This window comes from Streptomyces sp. SID8374, from assembly GCF_009865135.1.
In the GTDB taxonomy this organism is placed as follows: Bacteria; Actinomycetota; Actinomycetes; order Streptomycetales; family Streptomycetaceae; genus Streptomyces.
In genome coordinates this window covers 3,028,562-3,045,637 of sequence record NZ_WWGH01000001.1, presented here as the reverse complement: position 1 = coordinate 3,045,637, position 17,076 = coordinate 3,028,562, and the positions used below count along the sequence as shown (strand labels likewise).

The window sequence follows — 17,076 nt, the reverse complement described above, 5'->3', positions numbered from 1 at the left end:
GTCATGCGCGTGCGCGCGCGTGACCCTCCCCTCCGTGACACCTCAACCTGACACAGGAGACAAACCCGTGAAAAGCCCCGAAGCGGACGGAGGTCGGGCCAAAGTCCTAGCCGCCGCACTCCGCACCTGGACCACCGTAGACAACGACCCCCAACCCCCCGTCGCACGCCTCGAAATCCGGTATCCGCCCAACTGGGCATTCGCCTCCACCAACCCCATCACCGCCCGCCAGCAGGGACGGCTCCTCGCGTTCCTCCGCGACGACCTTGCCGAGAACCGGCCCACCCACTCCACACCAGAACGAGCCGCCGCCGTCATCCACGGACTCATCGCCGAGCACGCCGCAGTCGGCCACACCCGCATCACCACCGCCGACCTCACCGAAGCCGCCCCACGCATCGGCCGGTCCCGCACCTGGATCGCCGGACACATCACGAACCTCGTTGACTCCGGGGTGCTCCACGAAACCCGCCGACCCGACACCTTCCGCATCAACTAGGAGGCCCAGTGTTTACCGGAACGCCTGCCGAACTTCGCCGCCGTGAACGGCTGGCCATCGACTACGCCGCCCAGGTCGCCGACCTCCTCAACCGGATCGATGCTCTCGGCGTAGGCGTGATCTTCCCGCACACCAACCGTATCGCCGGACCCGGCTTCACCATCCGCCCCCAGGACGGCCGTTGGGCTGTCACCGACCGGTAGGAGACCCCTCATGCAGCTGCCCGAGCAGCCCGCCGCCGGGCAGCCCGACCCCGCCGTCCGCCGCAACGCCGACCGGCTCGTGGCCGCCGTCGACGAGGTCCTCCTCGCCCGCCGGGCCACCTCGCACACGGATGACCGGCCCCTTCCCGCAGTCGGGTCGACCCCGCCCGTTGCCCAGCCGGGTATCCCGCCGATGTCGCAGTGGGCGGTAGATGCGAGCGGGGTCCTCAAGGCCGTATCCGTCGCCGCGATCCCTGTCGGCGGTGCCCTGTGGGTGGTCGGCCAAGTCGACCCACTGACCCTCGCCATCATCCTCGGTTCGCCGGCCGCCGTCGCCCTGGCCGTGGCCCGCCTGGTCGCGAAGGTCAAAGACGCCAACCAGAACACCCCGCAGCCAGTCACCAACCACTACCACGGGGCTGTCACCCAACAAGCCCACATCACGACCAGCACCACGAAGGGCATCATCGCCAACACCCGCCAGACGACACCCAGTTAGCACCCAACGCACCCAACACCCAAGGAGCACAACATGGACGAGCCCATGACTGTCGCGGAGATCGCCGAGATGGCCCGCGAGATCGCCGCCCGCAAGAAGCCCTCCCAGAACATCAACACCGGGGTCGTGTACGGCGGCCAGCACGTCGAGAACCACACCCACCACGGCGACTACTGCCCCGGAAACAAGAACACCGGCAAGAAGGCCAAGAAGAAGTGAACCCGATTCCGGTGGCCCGCCACACCGAAGTGCGGCGGGCCACCGGTGTGACGGCCACCACCCGCCATCTGGTCCTGCGACCCACACCACAACCCCCATCGGCGGCAGCATGAACCACATGGAACCCGTCCGGCGCCAGATCAGCCGCTGCCCCCAACCAGCAACCCGCCTCATCACCCGCAGCACCAGCAACCGACTCCAATGGGCCCTGTACGTGTGCGAGGCCCACCGCAACCTGGCCCCCCAATTGGCAGGCAGTGCGTACCTCAACCACAAGGCCACCCGCTACGTCGAACGCCCCGCCCCACAGTGCGGCACTCTCTACGATCAGCAGCCAGTGCAGCAGGCCATCGACTCCTATGGGCGGCTCAATTCCTGGCTCGGCGCCGGTGCCGGAAAATGGGTTGAGACCCTGCGAAACTCCGCCGACCTGGCCGCCTACCTCCAAGATGCCAACGCGGTAGACCTGGAGAAAGTCGCCCGGCTTGCGGAGACCGGGCCCAGCGACCCCACCGTGCAAGCACGGGTGCTAGAGGAGCTGGCCCGGATCGAGGCCGAGCGAACCGGATGCCGTCAGTGACCTTGCCCGAACAGCCCGCGCATCCGGTCGTCCAGCACTACCACGGCGCCCACCGTCACCAGCACCACCCGCGGTGTCATCGCCAACACCCGGAACGCGACACGCGGATGACGAGAGGATGCCCCCCATGAGCGACACGACAGAAGATGGACCTGTAAGCAGCATGGTCGACAAGCTCGCCCCGAGCACTGCACTACCCCCGAATGCCCCTGATCTCGACCTTGTGCAGTTCCTCCGCGACCGGTACACCGAGCACACGACCGACGAGAACGCCAACTACCGCCGGGTCCTCATCGAGTGCGAGCACGCCATCAGCCGAGTAGCTGACGAGCCCGCAGCCGGGTTTCTCGCCCTACGGATCCTGCGGCACATGGCCAACGTGTACCGGGATCACCCCGAGTGGGGGCCGGGATGGCGCCCCTAGCTTGCTGACCGCTCACCGCACAGCAAGGCTCCGAACCGACTGGTCCGGGGCCTGTTGTGTCGTAGGAGGTCTGCACTGCGTTGCGCCAACAGTCGTTCCGCATATGACCAAGGCATACTCAAAGCGCGGAGGGCCGTAACTAGACCCACAGGGCCACATCCTCCAAACGGGTGACGCCGTCACAGATTCAAGAACTGTAATTCGCTATAGACGTTGACTTAGCGTGTACAAGCGAAACGCCCCAGCACACCAGCGAGCAACTGGGTACCGGGGCGCAGCACAGGGAGGAGGTCACGAACGGATGAACCGAAGAACCTTGTCCCGCAACAACCCGACGCCAGCCGGGGCATACACCGCGAGCTTCAGGCACGCAACCAGCGTCACAGCCGGCCCGATCGCCAGCCAGGGGTCCAGCCCCTCCACGGCGACGAGTTCAGTGAACGACACGCCGCCCACCAAGACCAACACCGAGTCGGTGACCGGATGAGAACTGCGACCAGGCGCTGCCAGGTCGCGGCCAGAGGCGTACAGCCCCTGGTCTGCAGGGGATTGATCCATAGCTGATCCCTCTGTGAGGCGTCACCCCCGCCCCGTTTTGCCGGGAAGCTGATGCGGGCGGGGGTGACGCGACCGATAAGCGCGGTAGCGCTTCAGTTGAATCAACGACACCCGTAAGCGTTTGAGGACCCATATCGTGGGCGACCACCCCATGGTGTGAATGCCCGAAACCTCGCGCGACCTGCGGCCGTTTACCCCAGGCTCATCACACGGCAAAGCCCCGGACCCTAGGGGCCGGGGCTGTCCTGTGTTCCGCGCGGGCAATCCACGATCCGCCGAGCCGATCCGTCGGCGGCAGTGTCACGGCCACATCAAGGAGTCGGCGCAGGTCGTCCAGGGCGTCCTGGCACTCGCGCTGTGTCGCACCGTGGACCGTGAACCTCGCCATGACCGCATTCTGCCGGGGGAGCACGGGCGGTGGGGGTGGAACGGTTAGGACCGGGTCCGGGTGGCGTCCGCTTCATCGGCGGCTCGCAGCAGTTCGGCAGCCAAAGTGCGGGCCGTGTCGGGGAGAACGTCCCTCACGAAGCAGCTGTGCCGAACCTCTTCGGGCTGCAAGGTGGACAGGAGTCGGACCGCGCCGGTCGGCTCGGCGGTGATCGTCAGGTGCTCGGTGCTCATGGGGTCCACTCCTGCCGGTAGTCGAGGTGGTCGCTGTACGGGAGGGCGAGGAGCCTGACGGTAGGGCACGGCCAGGGCTTCGCGCTTCGGGAGAACGCGCGGTTGCCGTCTGCGTCCTCGTCGAAGTCCTCGGGGTCCGTACACGTGCTGCACCCTCCCGCCCCGTCCGGCCGGTGCTCGTCGATCAACTGCCGTTTCGCTTGGACTTCCCGCAGGGTGCGGGCCGGGCGCTGCACCATGATGTGGCGTTCATCTGCCGCCATCTCGGGATCGAAGGTGGCGATACGGGTGAAGACGTGACTCAGCTCCGGGTCTGCCGCCCCCGCCACCTGCTCATCGTCGTCGAGTCGGGCCCGGAGGAAGGCCACCAAGGTGTCGGTCATGAGGGGCTCTCCTGGTTCCGTCGCTCGCGGAGTTCGCCGAGCAGCGACGGGTTGACGATCCTGACGATGGTCTCGATGTCACGGTCTTCGGCGGCGGGCCACAGGATGTCCCGGGCTGCCCGGTACTTCGCCGCCAGCCGGGTCCGCTGCTCCTCGGACAGCTTGATCGCCCGGTCGGGGTGGCTGTTGTGCGCGTTGTCCGCCACCTTGAGGAGGGTGGCGTCGCGGCTACTGGTGATCCTCCACATCTTCTCCTCGTAGGGCACACCACGCTGGTTAGTGACGTCCTCCACAAGGCCGACAACATGGTTGGGAACACCAGCAGCCAGGAGCCGTTCGGTGGTCCAGTCGGTGTCCTCGATGACGTCGTGCAGCAGCCCGGCCATCACCAGGTCGTCACCGAACGGGACCAGCCCGGCGGCCACAGCACGGACGTGCCGGATGTACGGGACGTCGACCTTGTCGAACTGGCCGGCGTGGGCAGCGGCGGCTAGCGCGTCGACCTCGGCGACGTTCATGAGGAGTCCTCGGCCTGCGCTTTGCGGAGCCGCTCTGCTCGCTCCTTGTACCGGTCGTCGGCTTCGATGCCCGCCTCCCTCGCCATCTTCCTGACGTGGGCCCCGGTCCACCCGGACTTCTTGGCGACCTCAGTGGGCTTGTGGATTCCAGCCCTGAGGGCGGCAAGGACGAGCTCCTTCAGTTCGTCGCTGGACTTCTTGAGCCGGTCTGCGTCGCGGAGCCGGCGGGTGCCGGCTGCGGCGATGTCCTCCAGGGTTGGGGACTCGGGGGGCGGGGTCGGATTCATGGCACCAATCTATCGCAACCCACTTGCGGTGGCCATGCCTCAGGCGTACTGTCTGAGTCATCGCCAGCGCAACACGTGATCGCTAGTGAGGCGCGATGGTGAACGACAAGCACCACCCGAGGGGGACCCGTGATCGCCAGCAACCGCACCCGCCGCGCCACACTCCGCACCCGCCAGACCGCCAACCGGGCCGCCGCACGCATCCGCCGCCACGGTGTCGGCACCCTCGCCACCCACGCCATGGCCCAGGGCCTGAACCACCGCGACGCCACCTCCGTCGCCGGAACCCTCCGCAAGGTCGCCGCGAAGCTCGGCATCCTCGGCACCGCAGGCCGCGTCCATGCCGGCCGTCACATGCGGAACTGCCTCCGCTACACCCGCACCCAGGTCGCGGTCATCGCCCTCAACTACAAGGCGCGCAAGCCCGCTTACAAGATCGTGGCCGCGCGGCTCGCGCTCGCCGCCTGACCGACACGCCCGCCCTGGCTCCGGAAGGACCCCGATGACCGACACGCCGATGACCCCGGACCGCGAGCAGGAGATCCGCACCCTGGATCTGCTGGAGTTGATGTCCGACCGCGTCGCCCCCGTGATCAGCGGACACCTTGCCGCACTGCTCGGAGAGATCGACCGGCTGCGGAAAGCTCTGTCCGAGGCGGCCGACCAGGTTGCCGAGCTGGACGACGTGAACGCCCAGCTGCACCATCAGATCGCCGCCCAACGATCCACCGCAAAGCAGCTCCTCGCCCGGGTTGCCGAACTGGAGACGTTGAAGCCCGCCCGGTTCCAGGACTGCCAGGTCTGCGGGGCCGGCTACGAGTACGGGAAACCGTGTGCGGCCTGCGAGTTCAACAAGCAGATGGCCACCGCGACGGCATCGAACCCGGCCGCGAAGACGTGCGCGTTCAAAAACCCTCACGAGCCACAGACCAACGAGCCCGGCCGAGAGGACGAATGGCAGTGCCCCGGCGTCCCGAAGCCAGCCATCCCGTGACCCCGCCGCCTGCCCCGGCCTCGTTGCCGCCGTGGGAGGACACCCTGGCCGAGACCATCGCCTGGGACCGATCGTGGGACCGGTACGAAAACAACGACGACGAGGAGTAGACCGATGACCATCAACGACCGCGCCATTGCCACCATCAAGTGCCCCATCTGCGAACAGCCCGCCGGACAACGGTGCGTCGCACCGACCGGCCGGCCGGTCACCTACGCCCACTCCACCCGCCAGTTCGCCGCCATCGACCAGAAGACCGAGGAGGAGTAGACCGATGCCCATCACGCCCATCTATCAGGTCCAGTGCGATGTCTGCTTCGGGTTCATGGACGGCGACTACGAGAGCCGCGAGGACGCCCAGGAGGCCCGCAAGCGACTCGGCTGGGAGGACACCGACGGACGCACCGCCTGCCCTGACCACAACACGACGACCGTCTGACCGCCCCTGGGCCGCTGTGTACAGCACAGCGGCCCACAACCCGAGGAGCATCATGCCGACCGCCGAAGATGTTCGCGAGTGGGCCGGAACCACCGAGGACATGTACGACCTGCACCGGTTCAGGTCCGACCAGCAGGCTGCCTGCAACCCGGCGATCCGCACCTACAGCCGGATCACCGACCACGACGAGTTCCGCGAGCCGTACATGACGCTCCGCTCCCGTGCACAGATCGAAGGCCACTGGGCCGCCTACAAGTACCGGTTCTGCGCCGACTGCAACACCACCCAGGAGCCCCCGCGATGATCCAGCCCGGACAGACATACCGCAGCCTCAGCAACCGCCACCACCCCGCCGACGGGCCCATCCGCATCCGGATCACCAACGCCCCGATCGGCGCCACCGACATCGACGGCATGCGGAAGGTCCAGGTCGCCACCATCACCAGCGACGGCCGCGAGATCCGCCCCCGCTGGATGCGAGCCGACAAGCTCCACACCACCGCCACCACCCGCGACGGGGCACCCCGCCGCACCGGATACGTACAGGAGGACACGTGAGAACAGCCCACTACGCCTGGTGCTTCAGCCACGGCGTACTCCACACCTTCCCCGTCGGCGACACCCCCTGGTGCACCGCCACCTGGGTCGCCTTCACTGCTGCCACTGAAACCGACGCCCTCGCCTCCAAGCGTGCTGCTTACGGAGACGCCCAGTTCCTCGACGAACTCCCCATCGAGAAGCAGATCGAGGTCATCGAGATCACCGACGCCCGAACCGGCGAACCACTCCGATAGCCACCCCCCACCCTGGGCCCGTCCTGAACCGTCAGGCGGGCCCGAGGCGTTGGTGCAGGCCGTCGGCGGGAACACTCCAGACAGACCTCGGAGGTGACCATGCCTGGCCGACGACGCACCGGCTTCAAGTCCAAGGCACAGTGGAAGCTCTTCTTCGCCAACCCACGACTCCGCCGCTACGCCCGCCAGAAGGCCCGCGCCACCAAGGGCGGAAAGATCACCCGCTACCGGCGACTCCCCGCCCGGCGTAGCGCCCGCCGCTAGGCAGTGGTCAGGCCGTGCGAGTCCCTGCCCATTAGGCGCTCAAGTTGTTCCCAGTCGTTGAGCGTCGCAGCCCGTCTCCGGGTGAACTCCTTGGACCGGCCTAAGTGCAGGGCTGCGCCGAGGTGAGCGTCGCGTACCGCATAGACCCGGCGGAGCCCCTGACGCAGCCGGACGGGCTCGTACCGGACCGGGTGGCACCCAGTGTTGCACTGGCCTGTGGTGTAGCCGCTGAGGGTGGTCATGCACACAGTGTGCACCTCACGCCGTCGCTAAGCCGCCAACTCCGGGCGGGAAGCCGCGCCCGCCGACTTCTCGTCCGGGTCCTCTTCCTGGCCCTCGTCGTACCCGGGCTCCACGCCGTCGTCCGGCTGCTCCTTGTTCGGAGCCTCGCCGCCCGTGCTGAACGGGTCCCCGGCCGGTACTGCCGTCTTGTCATCCCGGATGCGCCGCACCTCCGCCAACACCTCCGTGTCATCCCACGACGGCTCCCGCATCTTCACCTTCATGAACGTGGAGATCGCCCCCGCCGCTTCCAGCAGCGACAACGAGCGCGCGGTGGCCTCCGGGTCCGGCTGCACCGCCTGCGGCCACGAGGCGGTCAGCTCGGCGGCCGGATCCACACCCTTCGCCCCGCAGTGCGTCACGTCCACCCACATCAGGGTCGTCAGGTGCTCCAGCAGCGCCGGCCGCTGATACAAGACCTTCAGGCCCCGGGTCGTCAGCGACTCCTCCTTCCGGGCCGCAACCTCCGTCGCCGTCACCGCCACCGAACCCTCCTCCCCATACGACTGGGCGGAGTAGCCGGCCGACGCCAGGATCTGCCGGCGCAGCGCCTTCGTCGTCGCCTCGTGCTCATCCACGCGGATCTTGAACTGGATCTCGGTGAGCGAGTCCTTCATCGTCTCCGCACCGATCAGACCACCCAGCGCGACGACGACCTCCTTGTCCAGGTCGAACGTCGCCCCCGAACCAGCGCCGTCCGTTTCCAGCATCGACTGAGGGACAACGACCTTGGCCTTACCGAGACGCAGGTCCCTCATCCAGGACGTCCAGCTCTCGTCGAGGGCGTCCATCATCGGTTCGATCCCGGTGAAGTCACTGCGGCCGAGCGGGGCCGTGTCCGGCACCCCGTCCCACACCCGGTTCGGCAGGACGTTCGGCAGGTGCGTGATGAGCAGCCGGTCGATGCCCGTCGCCTGGCGCCCCTTGTCGTCGGTGCGGCTCGCCAGGAACTCGGTCTCGTGATGGTCCGTGAACTCCATCAGCATGCCGAGCGTCGCGTGGTCGCCCTTGTACACCCCGTACTCGATCATCCCTGGGGTGTGGTACTCCAGCAGCCGCCACACCCCACCGCCATCATCCAGCGGCTCCAGCTCCCGCCACACCGTCGCCGCAGCGAGCATCCCCCAACGCCACTCCGGGACCACCGCGTTGGCCTGGATCACATCCGACCACGGGCGCGGGCGCAGTGACGTGTCCCACACGGCCCTGAGGTACACGTTCGACAGTCCGGCGGCCAACTCGGCGGCCTCGCGCATCTTCGCGTGGCCGCGGTCGTCCAGGTATCGCCCGATCTGCGCCTGCGTGGTCTTCGCCGTGGCCTTGTCCGTCGAGTCCCCGTCGACCGTCACCGTGGGGACGTCCGACCACAGGAGATTCGCGGACATCTCCGCAATGTCCCCGCCGATCGGAACATGCAGCTTCGCCGCCTGCTGACCGGGAGACGGGTCCTGCCCCCAGAACATCCGCAGCTCGTCACCACCCACCGCACGGCGCCTGTCCATGTCAAAGAACGCGCGCGCGATGCCGTTCCGCGTGTACGACGCCGGCCCCCCGTACACCTGCGCCAGATGCCCGGTGTCGCCGGCATACCAGGCGCGCCACATGTCCATGTCGGCATGCGGGATCTCCAAGCGAGGAGGTGGCCACGGGGTGTTCCCAGACGGAGGCAGCGGCATGACAGATCCTTTCGGTCAGGCGGCCAGGGCGAGCTGGCGCTGCCACAAGGCACGGGTCGTGAAGATCGCGTAGCGGAGGGCGTCGACACCGTGGTCGGCGACCTTGATGGGGCGTTCCTCGCCGCGTAGGGCGGCCTTGTCGTCCCAGGAGTAGCCGCCGATCTCGGTAATGAGGTCCTTGCAGGAGGTGTGGACGAGGAGCTTGTTCGCGGCGAGGAGCGACGACACGGTGCGGATGCCGTCCATGACGTCGTTCTTCGCCGCGGTCGGCGTCATCCGGTCCCGGCGCAACTGGGCACTGAACGACGCCGCGGACGGGTCGACGGTCACGAACTGCGGGCGCACCGCACCGATCCCCGGCACATCCGTGAGCCACGTGCGCATCCGCTGCGAGTATTCGGCGTCGGTGAGCTGCTTCTTCGTCTGCCGCGCCTCGTACCGCCATTCGGCGGCAGCGTAGAGCCGGCGGTCCCGGCCCAGGCCAAGGAGCACGGCGTGGAACGGGTTGCTGGTGCCGTAGTCGACACCCAGGCTGATCCACCTGTGGATGCCCTCGCGGGGCAGGTCGGTGACGATGTGCCGTTCGCGGTCCCACGAGTCGTAGATGGCGCCCTCGGCGGCCACCCACTCGCCGAGGATGAACCGGCGGTAGAACAGGCCCTCGTGGGACGCCTTCATGTCGGCGACGTACTCGGGGTCCAAGAACGGGTTGTCGTCGATCGTGAAGCTGAACCGGCGCACCGGCTTCTTCCCGACGTGGGCCAGCCAGTCCCGCATGAACCAGTGCGCCGGGTTATCGGGGTTCGTCGTGCAGAAGAGCTGGCTGCCGCGCACTGACATGCGGCCATAGAGCTGCTCGAAGAAGATCTGCGGGACGAGGGTGACCTCGTCGACGTAGGCCCCGCACACCGTCATGCCGCGGATTTTCGGCTCGCTCTTGGCGTCGTTGGCGCCGATGACGTGAACAACCCGGCCGAGGATCGTCGCCGTAGGCGCGCCGGGAGTGTAGTGGATGTGGTGGGCGATCTCCCCGAAGAGGGCTGGGTCCTGCATAGGCAGGAACAGGTTCCGGTGGATGGTCTGCGACGTCTTGCCGATCATGACGAGCTCGCCCGTCGACGGCGCATTGGCAATGAAGATCAGCCACTTCAGCAGTGACGCGATCGTCTTCCCCGACCGGATGGCACCCTCCCAGCAGGAGATCTTCGTTGTCGACTCAGCGACCGATCGGATCTGCTTGCGAGACAATGGGAGGGTGTCCAACACGGCTACGCCTCGTCCGCGGGCTCAGCGTCGCCGACCGCGTCCTGCTCGTCCATGTCGCGGGAGTACGAGGTGAGGATCGTGCCCAGGTTCGCGAGCATCGACTTGGCGCCATCCAGGTTCGATGACACCTCTGCCGGCGCCAACTTCAGCGACCGGTCCGTTGCGGTACCGGCAGCGGAAACCAGGGCGCGACGCTCGGCGGCTGGAGCCTCGCCGAAGGTGTGCTCCTCATAGGTGTTCGTCGACCCGCCGAACGCGTACACCGTTGTGGGCTGGTAGATCCGGTCGAGGGAGTCCTCTGCGACGTCGGTGAACTTGACGGCGAGGAGGCTTCGCCGCTCGGCGAGGTCCGCGACCCTGGCTGCGGTTGCTGCCCGGATCCTTGACCGGTCGAACGTCAGGCCCAGATATTCAGCGGTGCGGGATATGCAGGCAGCGGCGATGCCCATTTCACGGGCGATGACGTTGCGGCCCTTCCCTTCGGCGTGAAGGGCCCTGAGCTGATCCCACTTGTCTTCGGCTATCACCCCTGTGGGCATCAGGCCCTCCGTTCGGCTAGTGCGTACTGGCGCAGCAGTCTTGGCAGCGGTGTGCCGTCGACGCGCCAGGTAGGGGAGTAGGGGATGGTCCAGCACCGGCAGTGCGGGTGCAGCGGGGGCCCGGTGGGGGCGGTGGCGAACACGGTGCGCCGCGGGTCGAGGGAGAGCGCGGCGGGGAACCTGCGGCCGACGGGGACGCTGCGCCCGGCGTATGCGGCGCAGGCGGGGCAGGCGCCGGGTTCGGCTACCCAGAGGAGTCGGGTGGTGGGCCCGATGATGCGGGTGACTGCGGCGGCAGCGTGTGCGGCGGCGCTGGTGACGGCGACGGCGGCGTGCCGGGCGATGCGGGTGACGGCGCGCCGGGCCCGGTTGAACACCCCGGTGACACCGGCGAATCCAAGGGCGGTGAGGCTGGCTGCGGTGAGGAGCGCCAGCGCGTTGCTGTGTTCTTCCTCGATGGCGGCGGGTACGGCGTCGGCTGCCGTGGTGGCATCGGGGCCGATGACGGCCTGGATCGGCGTGGCGGGCTGGCCACTCATTGCGGCGGCGAGCGCGGAGGCTTGCCGGGCACTGAGCTGCGCCGAGCTGTACGCGGCGATCCGGATGGTGTCAGCCGCCAGCTTGCCCTTGCCGCGGAACGCGTCGGCGAGCAGCTGCTTGATGGCCTTGATGAGCCGGTCCAGGGCGCCGGGTGACGGCAGGCCTTGCCGGTCGGTGACGTGGACCCACTGCCGGGTCGCGGTGTTCTGGGCGGCTGCGAGGGCTTGTGCGAGGGGTTGTGCGGCGTCGCGGGCGGCTTGCTGTTCGATGCGGCGGATGACGGCCGACTGGTGTCTTGCTGCTGCTGCGATCTGGTTGCTGCTGGCTGCCACCACCCACCCCCTTGATCCTTGGATTCTAAGGACATCTTGCGCTATGACCTTTGATTGTGCAGCATTGTGGTGGGTTCAGGGTTAACATCTGGGCTAACACGCCAGCGGACAAGGCGCCGCCGATCGCGTGTAGGCCGCCCAAGGAGGCACCGAGATGACGACCCCCGCCCCCGCAGCACCCGAGGGAACGACGACGGACCCCGGCACCCAGTCGGCCACCCCGCCCAACTCCCCGGCCGCACCACCTGCACCGGCCCAGCCAGAGCCGGCCGCACCCACCACCGCCGAACCGAGCGAACCGAACCAGCCCGAACTGAAGGCCAAGGCGCCCAAGTTCGAAGGCGACTTCGACCCCGTCCGATTCGAGAAGCTCGTCGAAAACCTCCGCGGCGACGTCGCAGCCGAAAAGGCCAAGCGCGAAGCCCTGGAACAGAAGGCCAAGGACGACCAGGACACCCTCATGAAGCGGGTGGCCAAGGCGTTCGGCCTGGAGACCGACGAGGCCAAGCCGCCCACCCCCGAAGAACTCGCCAAGCAACTGGACGAGGCCCGCGGAGAGACCAAGGAGTCCCGCGCGCAGGCCCGCCAGACGCAGGTGGAGCTCGCCGTCTACAAGACGGCCGGGAAGTACGGCGGCGACCCCGACGCACTGCTCGACTCACGCTCCTTCGCCAACGCCATCTCGAAGTTCGACCCCACCGCGGCCGACTTCGACGAGCAGGTCGGCAAGGCAGTGAAGACGGCAGTCGACTCCAACAAGAAGCTCGCGGCCAAGGCGCCGGAGCCGAGGGAGCCGGAGCGCACCCCCGCGGGTGGCGCACCGATGGACGGGGCCGGGAACGGCAAGCGGCAGCTGGGCGAGGCGGACCGCAAGCGCATGACCCCCGAAGAGATCGACAAGGCCACCAGGGAAGGGCGATTCAACGCCTACCTCGGCGGTGGCTGATGCCTCCCTAGGAGCCTCCGTTGTCCATCAACAACTTCAAGCCGGAGATCTGGAGCGCCCTGACGCTCACCGCCCTCCGCAACAGCCTCGTCTATGCGCAGCCGCAGCTCGTGAACACCAACTACCAGGGAGAAATCACCTCCCAGGGTCAATCGGTGCACATCACGACGATCGGCGACCCGACGATCTTCGACTACTCGTCCGGCGACACCATCAACTACGAGGACGTCGAGACCGCAGGCACCGACCTCGTCATCGACCAGGGCAAGGCGTTCGCGTTCAAGCTCGACGACGTCGACAAGGCGCAGGCCCTCGTGTCGCCGATGCAGCAGATGGCACAGAACGCCGCCTACGGCCTCCGCGACAAGGCCGACGCCTACGTCGCCTCCCTGTACACCGGAGTCGCCGCCGCGAACACGCTGGGCTCCACCGGGTCGCCGATCAACACGTACACCGACTCCAAGGACGCCTACAACAAGGTCCTCGTGCCGCTTCGCACCAAGCTGAACCGGGCCAACGTCCCCTCCGAGGGCCGGTACCTCGTCGCCTCCCCGGAGTTCATCGGGTCCCTCCTCTCCGACGACCGGTTCATTCGCGCCGACGCCTCCGGCACCACCGAGGGCCTCCGCAACGGGTTCGTCGGCCGAGCCGCCGGATTCGACATCCTCGAATCCAACAACACCCCCAACCCCACCGGCGACATCCAGGTCGTCCAGGCCGGCTACCCGGGTGCGATCACCTACGCCGAGCAGATCCTGGAGACCGAGGCGCTGCGCCTCCAGTCGACGATCGCCGACGGTGTGCGTGGCCTGCATGTGTACGGCGCGAAGCTCCTGCGGCCCACCGGGATCGCGGTCGCGTTCATCGACCCCGCGTAACCCCTCGATTCGACCCGGGAGACTCCCATGCCTCGCACCGCAGTTCCGTACACGCCGTTCGTCCCGAACGGTGCGCTCGCCGACCCGGCGGGTACCACGATCGACTCCACGCTCGTCACGAACGGGGTCGTGGTCAACAACGTCGACCCCGAGCGCACCCTCATCCGCGTCACGAACACCGCTGGCACGGACAAGGTCGTCACCGTCAAGGCCGGTACGGGGACCCAGGCGTGGATGGGCGGCCAGGGTGACAGTGCCACCACCGTGGCGGCGACGTCCGGGAAGCAGTTCATCGGCCCGTTCACCTCGGCCCGGTTCCAGCAGAAGGGCTCGAAGCTGTACGTCGACTTCGCGTCCGGCACCACCGGCACGATCACGGTGTTCAAGCTCCCCAAGGCGTACTGACATGGGACGCCGCGAGTACATCGGCACAGGTGGGCTTCGGCTCCACCTGGACGACCCGCCGACCGGGGAGATGGCCAAACAGGTCGCCCGCGGCCACCTGGTCCCCGTCTCCGGGAGTGCCCCAGACGTCCCGGACGGCGACAAGTCGCTCGTCGTCGTCGACGGCGCCGAGGCGACCACGGCGGACCGTATCGGCACGAAGCCCCCGGTGGGCGAGAAGCCGGGCGATGACGGCGCGGCGGGGGAGTGGGCGACCTACGCCGTCACCCTCGGCCTCCTCGCTGACCACGCCTACTCCCTCACCATCACCCAGCTCCAGGAGTGGGTGGCCGCCCACGAGAAGGGGCTCGGCGAGGGCACCCCGGCACCGGTTCCGAACCTGGACCCGGAGTCGCCGGCCACACCCGCCACCGAGGTGCCGGACCGGCCTGCGGCGAACGCGAAGGTCGTGGACTGGCGGGAGTACGCCATCGCCCTGGGCATGGACCCGGACGAGGCGAAGGACGCCACCAAGGCGGAGTGCCAGGACTACGCGCAGGTCGTCGAGGACGCCCGCGAGACCGCCGTCGACCCCGAGGGCCAGGAGTAGCCGGTGCTCTACGCGACCGTCCCCGACCTTGCTGCGTGGCTGGCCCCCGAGCCGCCGCCGGAGAACGCTGTGCGCTTGCTGACGTTGGCGTCGCAGCGCGTCGACCGCGCCCTTTTGGGGGCGTGGTACGACCGCGATGACGCCGAGGTACTGGAGGTGTTGCGGCAGGCGACGGTCCAGCAGGTCCACTGGATGCTGGAGCGGGGTGATGAGACCGAGGCGCAGGCGGATTTGCAGTCGATGTCGACGGGGCAGCGGTCGTTCACCCGGCGCACGGTCGGTCAGGGGGCGGGGCAGGCCGCCCAGTTGGCCCCGTCTGTGGTGGATCTGCTTCGTACCTGCGGCCTGTTCCGGTTCGAGCCGCTGGTGGTGGGCTGATGCCGGGCCACATCGGACGCCAGACGGTCGTCCTTGTCGACGCACCGTTGGTCAACGGGGATTACAACACGCAGGTCCGGGACTGGGCTCACGCCACCCGCACCCCCGTGTACGGGTGCACCGTCGACTACTCGTCATCGTCCGAGTCGAAGGAAGCCAAGGACCAGACGGTCACGGCCGCGTACCTGTACATGCCGCGCCGCGCTCCTCGGGTGTCGGAGTGGTCCCGGGTGGAGTGGGACGGGCGTACCTGGGAGGTCGACGGGGTTCCGAAGGACGTTCAGGAGGCTGGACCACTGTCGGGGCAGACGGTACGGCTGCTGGAGGTGGCGGGATGAGCCGCATCGTCGTCGAAGTCGACGAGGAAGCCATCGCCGGGCTGGTCCTGCACCCCGATGTGCAGGCCGATCTCGGGGAGCGGATGGGCCGGGTCGTAGGCGTGGCGCAGCTGACGGCTCCGGTCGACACCGGCGAGTTCCGCTCGAAGATCCACGTCGTGGAGCGCCCCGACGCGGATGGCGCCCGGCACGTGGACGCCGTCGCCAAACACTCCATCTACGTAGAGCTCGGCACCCGGCAGACCGACCGCCACGGCCGCCTCATCCACCTTCCCCATCACACGCTCGGCAACGCTCTCGACGCCGCAGGAGGCGACCACTGATGTCTGACACCGTGAAGATGCGCCTGACGTTCCCCCGGGGCAAGGCGATGCCCGGCGAGACGGTCGAGGTCCCGGCAGATGAGGTCCACCGCTGGAGGGGCTTCGCCGAGGTCGTCGACGACAAGAAGGCCGACGAAGCCGCGAAGACTGCCGGGGAGAAGAACCCAACGACCGGCAGCCAGCCGCAGAAGGCCGCAGGCAAGTAGCCATGGCCGCCCTGCTGGTCCTCCCTGACGGCAAGAAGGTCGCCATCGACCTTCTCGACCTCGACATGCCCGACGCCTACGTGACGTCGAAGCTCCCCGAGGGCAAGGCGCTCAACGCCAAGCTTCCGGCGGTCAGGGTCCTGCGGATCGGCGGCACCAGCACCATGCGCGGCTGGTCCGACCCGGCCACTACCGACCGGCCCCGGTTTTCGATCGACTGCTACGCCGCCGACGAGGGCGCTGCCATGCGCCTCGCACTGCGGGTGTGTGCCGCGTGGGAGCTGTTCCCCGGCCGGTCCACCGAGGACGGCATCGTCAGCGCCATCTCGCAGGAGACCGGCCCGCAAGACCGACCAGAAGAGCCCAACACAGGCATTGCCCGTGTCGGCATGATCCTGGGGATGAGCGTCCGCCCACCCCTCCCGAACAGCTAGGAGGCCCGTCGTGGGCGACTCGGCAGAAATCATCGTCGGCACAGCGGGCAAGGCATACGCCGCCGAGGTCGGCTCCACCTTCCCCCTCGGCCCCGAACTCGCGTGGGGTGCCGACTTCACCGACCTCGGGTTCGTGACCCCCGACGGACTGGAAGAGGCGCTCGCCGAAGAGCGCACGCAGCTCGACGCGTGGGGCGAGGACGCCCCCGTGGTCGACCTCGCAAAGAAGCGGAATCAGACATTCAAGCTGACGTTCCGGCAGACCAACGCCCGCCTGCTATCCCTGTACTACCAGGTGAAGATGGCGAACATGACGTCCACGGCGGCGGCTGCGGGCAAGAAGCAGTTCGTCTCCTTCGGCTCGGGCAGCACCCAGGACACGGTGGAGATCGCCCTCGGCCTGGACGTCATCTACGGAGGCAAGCGCCACCGCATCATGATCGCCCGCTGCGGCGTGTCCGACCGAGGCGCCCGCAAGCACAGCGCGGACGACTCCTCCAACTTCGAGCTCACCTTCACCGCCCTCGCCGCCCCGGGTGGCGCCCAATCGGTCCAGCACATGATCACCGACGTCGCCGTCCCCGAGATCGAAGAGGGCTAACCCCCGACTGGTGGCCCGTCGCGCTCCAACCCGGGGCGGGGAGAGCGCGACGGACCACCTG

General features: G+C 68.1%; 33 protein-coding genes. 24 read left to right on the top strand and 9 right to left on the bottom strand.

Annotation, left to right across the window (positions count from 1 at the left end; all coding sequences use genetic code 11):
• Positions 1–67: 67 nt before the first annotated feature.
• The 6 genes from GTY67_RS13465 (at position 68) to GTY67_RS13440 (ending at position 2,424) form a co-directional block, all read left to right on the top strand.
• Positions 68–499, top strand: a complete 432-nt coding sequence (locus tag GTY67_RS13465) for a hypothetical protein (protein WP_161278850.1) — start codon at positions 68–70, stop codon at positions 497–499.
• An 8-nt stretch (positions 500–507) separates the two neighbouring features.
• On the top strand, positions 508–702 hold the full coding sequence (locus tag GTY67_RS13460) for a hypothetical protein (protein WP_161278849.1): 195 nt from the start codon (positions 508–510) through the stop codon (positions 700–702).
• A 10-nt stretch (positions 703–712) separates the two neighbouring features.
• A complete protein-coding gene (locus tag GTY67_RS13455) occupies positions 713–1,201 on the top strand; it encodes a hypothetical protein (RefSeq protein ID WP_161278848.1) in 489 nt (162 codons plus the stop codon).
• A 33-nt stretch (positions 1,202–1,234) separates the two neighbouring features.
• Positions 1,235–1,420, top strand: coding sequence for a hypothetical protein (locus tag GTY67_RS13450; protein WP_161278847.1), 186 nt, complete (start codon positions 1,235–1,237; stop codon positions 1,418–1,420).
• A gap of 118 nt (positions 1,421–1,538) precedes the next feature.
• The gene (locus tag GTY67_RS13445) at positions 1,539–2,000 is read left to right on the top strand and encodes a hypothetical protein (protein WP_161278846.1); all 462 of its coding nucleotides are present in this window, start codon (positions 1,539–1,541) and stop codon (positions 1,998–2,000) included.
• A 127-nt stretch (positions 2,001–2,127) separates the two neighbouring features.
• A complete protein-coding gene (locus GTY67_RS13440; protein ID WP_161278845.1) occupies positions 2,128–2,424 on the top strand; it encodes a DUF6221 family protein in 297 nt (98 codons plus the stop codon).
• Between the two features lie 291 nt (positions 2,425–2,715).
• Here the strand turns inward: GTY67_RS13440 and GTY67_RS13435 are convergent, their stop codons facing one another.
• The 5 genes from GTY67_RS13435 to GTY67_RS13415 form a co-directional block, all read right to left on the bottom strand.
• Positions 2,716–2,982 carry a hypothetical protein gene (locus GTY67_RS13435; protein WP_161278844.1) on the bottom strand — a complete coding sequence of 89 codons (267 nt, stop codon included), beginning with the start codon at positions 2,980–2,982 and terminating at the stop codon, positions 2,716–2,718.
• 432 nt (positions 2,983–3,414) lie between these two features.
• Positions 3,415–3,603, bottom strand: a complete 189-nt coding sequence (locus GTY67_RS13430; protein WP_161278843.1) for a hypothetical protein — start codon at positions 3,601–3,603, stop codon at positions 3,415–3,417.
• A complete protein-coding gene (locus GTY67_RS13425; RefSeq protein WP_161278842.1) occupies positions 3,600–3,986 on the bottom strand; it encodes a DUF6221 family protein in 387 nt (128 codons plus the stop codon). The genes GTY67_RS13430 and GTY67_RS13425 overlap by 4 nt, the downstream gene beginning before the upstream one ends.
• Positions 3,983–4,504 (bottom strand): HD domain-containing protein, encoded by a 522-nt coding sequence (locus tag GTY67_RS13420; protein WP_161278841.1) that lies wholly within the window; start codon positions 4,502–4,504, stop codon positions 3,983–3,985. Before GTY67_RS13420 ends, GTY67_RS13425 begins: the two co-directional genes overlap by 4 nt.
• Complete coding sequence (locus GTY67_RS13415; RefSeq protein ID WP_161278840.1) at positions 4,501–4,791, bottom strand: hypothetical protein; 291 nt, start codon at positions 4,789–4,791, stop codon at positions 4,501–4,503. The genes GTY67_RS13420 and GTY67_RS13415 overlap by 4 nt, the downstream gene beginning before the upstream one ends.
• A 129-nt stretch (positions 4,792–4,920) precedes the next feature.
• On the opposite strand from GTY67_RS13415, the gene GTY67_RS13410 reads away from it, so the two are divergent.
• The 8 genes from GTY67_RS13410 (at position 4,921) to GTY67_RS34530 (ending at position 7,282) form a co-directional block, all read left to right on the top strand.
• The gene (locus GTY67_RS13410; RefSeq protein ID WP_161278839.1) at positions 4,921–5,259 is read left to right on the top strand and encodes a hypothetical protein; all 339 of its coding nucleotides are present in this window, start codon (positions 4,921–4,923) and stop codon (positions 5,257–5,259) included.
• A gap of 34 nt (positions 5,260–5,293) precedes the next feature.
• Complete coding sequence (locus GTY67_RS13405; protein ID WP_161278838.1) at positions 5,294–5,785, top strand: hypothetical protein; 492 nt, start codon at positions 5,294–5,296, stop codon at positions 5,783–5,785.
• A gap of 114 nt (positions 5,786–5,899) precedes the next feature.
• Positions 5,900–6,055, top strand: coding sequence for a hypothetical protein (locus tag GTY67_RS13400; protein ID WP_161278837.1), 156 nt, complete (start codon positions 5,900–5,902; stop codon positions 6,053–6,055).
• A gap of 4 nt (positions 6,056–6,059) precedes the next feature.
• Positions 6,060–6,224, top strand: a complete 165-nt coding sequence (locus GTY67_RS13395) for a hypothetical protein (RefSeq protein WP_161278836.1) — start codon at positions 6,060–6,062, stop codon at positions 6,222–6,224.
• Positions 6,225–6,276: 52 nt separating this feature from the next.
• Positions 6,277–6,528, top strand: a complete 252-nt coding sequence (locus GTY67_RS13390; RefSeq protein ID WP_161278835.1) for a hypothetical protein — start codon at positions 6,277–6,279, stop codon at positions 6,526–6,528.
• A complete protein-coding gene (locus tag GTY67_RS13385) occupies positions 6,525–6,782 on the top strand; it encodes a hypothetical protein (protein WP_161278834.1) in 258 nt (85 codons plus the stop codon). The genes GTY67_RS13390 and GTY67_RS13385 overlap by 4 nt, the downstream gene beginning before the upstream one ends.
• Positions 6,779–7,018 (top strand): hypothetical protein, encoded by a 240-nt coding sequence (locus GTY67_RS13380; protein WP_161278833.1) that lies wholly within the window; start codon positions 6,779–6,781, stop codon positions 7,016–7,018. The genes GTY67_RS13385 and GTY67_RS13380 overlap by 4 nt, the downstream gene beginning before the upstream one ends.
• A gap of 99 nt (positions 7,019–7,117) precedes the next feature.
• Entirely contained in the window at positions 7,118–7,282 is a 165-nt protein-coding gene (locus GTY67_RS34530; protein ID WP_202461426.1) for a hypothetical protein, read from the top strand.
• A 269-nt stretch (positions 7,283–7,551) separates the two neighbouring features.
• On the opposite strand, the gene GTY67_RS13375 is transcribed toward GTY67_RS34530, so the two are convergent.
• The 4 genes from GTY67_RS13375 to GTY67_RS13360 all read right to left on the bottom strand — a co-directional run bounded on the left by GTY67_RS13375 (position 7,552) and on the right by GTY67_RS13360 (position 11,917).
• Positions 7,552–8,949 carry a hypothetical protein gene (locus GTY67_RS13375; RefSeq protein ID WP_237502607.1) on the bottom strand — a complete coding sequence of 466 codons (1,398 nt, stop codon included), beginning with the start codon at positions 8,947–8,949 and terminating at the stop codon, positions 7,552–7,554.
• Between the two features lie 306 nt (positions 8,950–9,255).
• Complete coding sequence (locus GTY67_RS13370) at positions 9,256–10,506, bottom strand: PBSX family phage terminase large subunit (protein WP_161278831.1); 1,251 nt, start codon at positions 10,504–10,506, stop codon at positions 9,256–9,258.
• A gap of 2 nt (positions 10,507–10,508) precedes the next feature.
• Positions 10,509–11,045 (bottom strand): hypothetical protein, encoded by a 537-nt coding sequence (locus tag GTY67_RS13365; RefSeq protein WP_202461425.1) that lies wholly within the window; start codon positions 11,043–11,045, stop codon positions 10,509–10,511.
• Positions 11,045–11,917 (bottom strand): hypothetical protein, encoded by an 873-nt coding sequence (locus GTY67_RS13360; protein ID WP_161278830.1) that lies wholly within the window; start codon positions 11,915–11,917, stop codon positions 11,045–11,047. The genes GTY67_RS13365 and GTY67_RS13360 overlap by 1 nt, the downstream gene beginning before the upstream one ends.
• Before the next feature lie 154 nt (positions 11,918–12,071).
• On the opposite strand from GTY67_RS13360, the gene GTY67_RS13355 reads away from it, so the two are divergent.
• Genes GTY67_RS13355 through GTY67_RS13310 form a run of 10 tightly spaced genes read left to right on the top strand, consistent with a single transcriptional unit; the run spans position 12,072 to position 17,015 of the window.
• The gene (locus tag GTY67_RS13355; RefSeq protein ID WP_161278829.1) at positions 12,072–12,863 is read left to right on the top strand and encodes a hypothetical protein; all 792 of its coding nucleotides are present in this window, start codon (positions 12,072–12,074) and stop codon (positions 12,861–12,863) included.
• Between the two features lie 20 nt (positions 12,864–12,883).
• Entirely contained in the window at positions 12,884–13,741 is an 858-nt protein-coding gene (locus tag GTY67_RS13350; RefSeq protein WP_161278828.1) for a P22 coat protein - protein 5 domain protein, read from the top strand.
• 27 nt (positions 13,742–13,768) lie between these two features.
• The gene (locus GTY67_RS13345; RefSeq protein ID WP_161278827.1) at positions 13,769–14,146 is read left to right on the top strand and encodes a hypothetical protein; all 378 of its coding nucleotides are present in this window, start codon (positions 13,769–13,771) and stop codon (positions 14,144–14,146) included.
• A gap of 1 nt (position 14,147) precedes the next feature.
• Positions 14,148–14,735 carry a hypothetical protein gene (locus GTY67_RS13340; protein WP_161278826.1) on the top strand — a complete coding sequence of 196 codons (588 nt, stop codon included), beginning with the start codon at positions 14,148–14,150 and terminating at the stop codon, positions 14,733–14,735.
• 3 nt (positions 14,736–14,738) lie between these two features.
• Positions 14,739–15,113, top strand: coding sequence for a hypothetical protein (locus GTY67_RS13335; protein WP_161278825.1), 375 nt, complete (start codon positions 14,739–14,741; stop codon positions 15,111–15,113).
• Positions 15,113–15,451: a hypothetical protein gene (locus GTY67_RS13330; RefSeq protein WP_161278824.1), complete on the top strand. Its 339-nt coding sequence runs from the start codon at positions 15,113–15,115 to the stop codon at positions 15,449–15,451. Before GTY67_RS13335 ends, GTY67_RS13330 begins: the two co-directional genes overlap by 1 nt.
• A complete protein-coding gene (locus GTY67_RS13325) occupies positions 15,448–15,774 on the top strand; it encodes an HK97 gp10 family phage protein (RefSeq protein WP_161278823.1) in 327 nt (108 codons plus the stop codon). The genes GTY67_RS13330 and GTY67_RS13325 overlap by 4 nt, the downstream gene beginning before the upstream one ends.
• Positions 15,774–15,980, top strand: coding sequence for a hypothetical protein (locus GTY67_RS13320; RefSeq protein ID WP_161278822.1), 207 nt, complete (start codon positions 15,774–15,776; stop codon positions 15,978–15,980). The genes GTY67_RS13325 and GTY67_RS13320 overlap by 1 nt, the downstream gene beginning before the upstream one ends.
• Positions 15,981–15,982: 2 nt before the next feature.
• Entirely contained in the window at positions 15,983–16,414 is a 432-nt protein-coding gene (locus GTY67_RS13315; RefSeq protein ID WP_161278821.1) for a hypothetical protein, read from the top strand.
• Positions 16,415–16,424: 10 nt separating this feature from the next.
• The gene (locus GTY67_RS13310; protein ID WP_161278820.1) at positions 16,425–17,015 is read left to right on the top strand and encodes a phage tail protein; all 591 of its coding nucleotides are present in this window, start codon (positions 16,425–16,427) and stop codon (positions 17,013–17,015) included.
• Positions 17,016–17,076: the final 61 nt, after the last annotated feature.

What these genes read in the sequence shown, in the direction of transcription:
- GTY67_RS13365 (WP_202461425.1), bottom strand. Translation starts at nt 11,045, where the DNA reads ATGCCCACAGGGGTGATAGCCGAAGACAAGTGGGATCAGCTCAGGGCC.
- GTY67_RS13425 (WP_161278842.1), bottom strand. Translation starts at nt 3,986, where the DNA reads ATGACCGACACCTTGGTGGCCTTCCTCCGGGCCCGACTCGACGACGAT.
- GTY67_RS13395 (WP_161278836.1), top strand. Translation starts at nt 6,060, where the DNA reads ATGCCCATCACGCCCATCTATCAGGTCCAGTGCGATGTCTGCTTCGGG.
- GTY67_RS13415 (WP_161278840.1), bottom strand. Translation starts at nt 4,791, where the DNA reads ATGAATCCGACCCCGCCCCCCGAGTCCCCAACCCTGGAGGACATCGCC.
- GTY67_RS13420 (WP_161278841.1), bottom strand. Translation starts at nt 4,504, where the DNA reads ATGAACGTCGCCGAGGTCGACGCGCTAGCCGCCGCTGCCCACGCCGGC.
- GTY67_RS34530 (WP_202461426.1), top strand. Translation starts at nt 7,118, where the DNA reads ATGCCTGGCCGACGACGCACCGGCTTCAAGTCCAAGGCACAGTGGAAG.
- GTY67_RS13445 (WP_161278846.1), top strand. Translation starts at nt 1,539, where the DNA reads ATGGAACCCGTCCGGCGCCAGATCAGCCGCTGCCCCCAACCAGCAACC.
- GTY67_RS13375 (WP_237502607.1), bottom strand. Translation starts at nt 8,949, where the DNA reads ATGTCCGCGAATCTCCTGTGGTCGGACGTCCCCACGGTGACGGTCGAC.
- GTY67_RS13405 (WP_161278838.1), top strand. Translation starts at nt 5,294, where the DNA reads ATGACCGACACGCCGATGACCCCGGACCGCGAGCAGGAGATCCGCACC.
- GTY67_RS13345 (WP_161278827.1), top strand. Translation starts at nt 13,769, where the DNA reads ATGCCTCGCACCGCAGTTCCGTACACGCCGTTCGTCCCGAACGGTGCG.
- GTY67_RS13320 (WP_161278822.1), top strand. Translation starts at nt 15,774, where the DNA reads ATGTCTGACACCGTGAAGATGCGCCTGACGTTCCCCCGGGGCAAGGCG.
- GTY67_RS13315 (WP_161278821.1), top strand. Translation starts at nt 15,983, where the DNA reads ATGGCCGCCCTGCTGGTCCTCCCTGACGGCAAGAAGGTCGCCATCGAC.
- GTY67_RS13455 (WP_161278848.1), top strand. Translation starts at nt 713, where the DNA reads ATGCAGCTGCCCGAGCAGCCCGCCGCCGGGCAGCCCGACCCCGCCGTC.
- GTY67_RS13330 (WP_161278824.1), top strand. Translation starts at nt 15,113, where the DNA reads ATGCCGGGCCACATCGGACGCCAGACGGTCGTCCTTGTCGACGCACCG.
- GTY67_RS13325 (WP_161278823.1), top strand. Translation starts at nt 15,448, where the DNA reads ATGAGCCGCATCGTCGTCGAAGTCGACGAGGAAGCCATCGCCGGGCTG.
- GTY67_RS13390 (WP_161278835.1), top strand. Translation starts at nt 6,277, where the DNA reads ATGCCGACCGCCGAAGATGTTCGCGAGTGGGCCGGAACCACCGAGGAC.
- GTY67_RS13440 (WP_161278845.1), top strand. Translation starts at nt 2,128, where the DNA reads ATGAGCGACACGACAGAAGATGGACCTGTAAGCAGCATGGTCGACAAG.
- GTY67_RS13400 (WP_161278837.1), top strand. Translation starts at nt 5,900, where the DNA reads ATGACCATCAACGACCGCGCCATTGCCACCATCAAGTGCCCCATCTGC.
- GTY67_RS13450 (WP_161278847.1), top strand. Translation starts at nt 1,235, where the DNA reads ATGGACGAGCCCATGACTGTCGCGGAGATCGCCGAGATGGCCCGCGAG.
- GTY67_RS13355 (WP_161278829.1), top strand. Translation starts at nt 12,072, where the DNA reads ATGACGACCCCCGCCCCCGCAGCACCCGAGGGAACGACGACGGACCCC.
- GTY67_RS13340 (WP_161278826.1), top strand. Translation starts at nt 14,148, where the DNA reads ATGGGACGCCGCGAGTACATCGGCACAGGTGGGCTTCGGCTCCACCTG.
- GTY67_RS13435 (WP_161278844.1), bottom strand. Translation starts at nt 2,982, where the DNA reads ATGGATCAATCCCCTGCAGACCAGGGGCTGTACGCCTCTGGCCGCGAC.
- GTY67_RS13430 (WP_161278843.1), bottom strand. Translation starts at nt 3,603, where the DNA reads ATGAGCACCGAGCACCTGACGATCACCGCCGAGCCGACCGGCGCGGTC.
- GTY67_RS13385 (WP_161278834.1), top strand. Translation starts at nt 6,525, where the DNA reads ATGATCCAGCCCGGACAGACATACCGCAGCCTCAGCAACCGCCACCAC.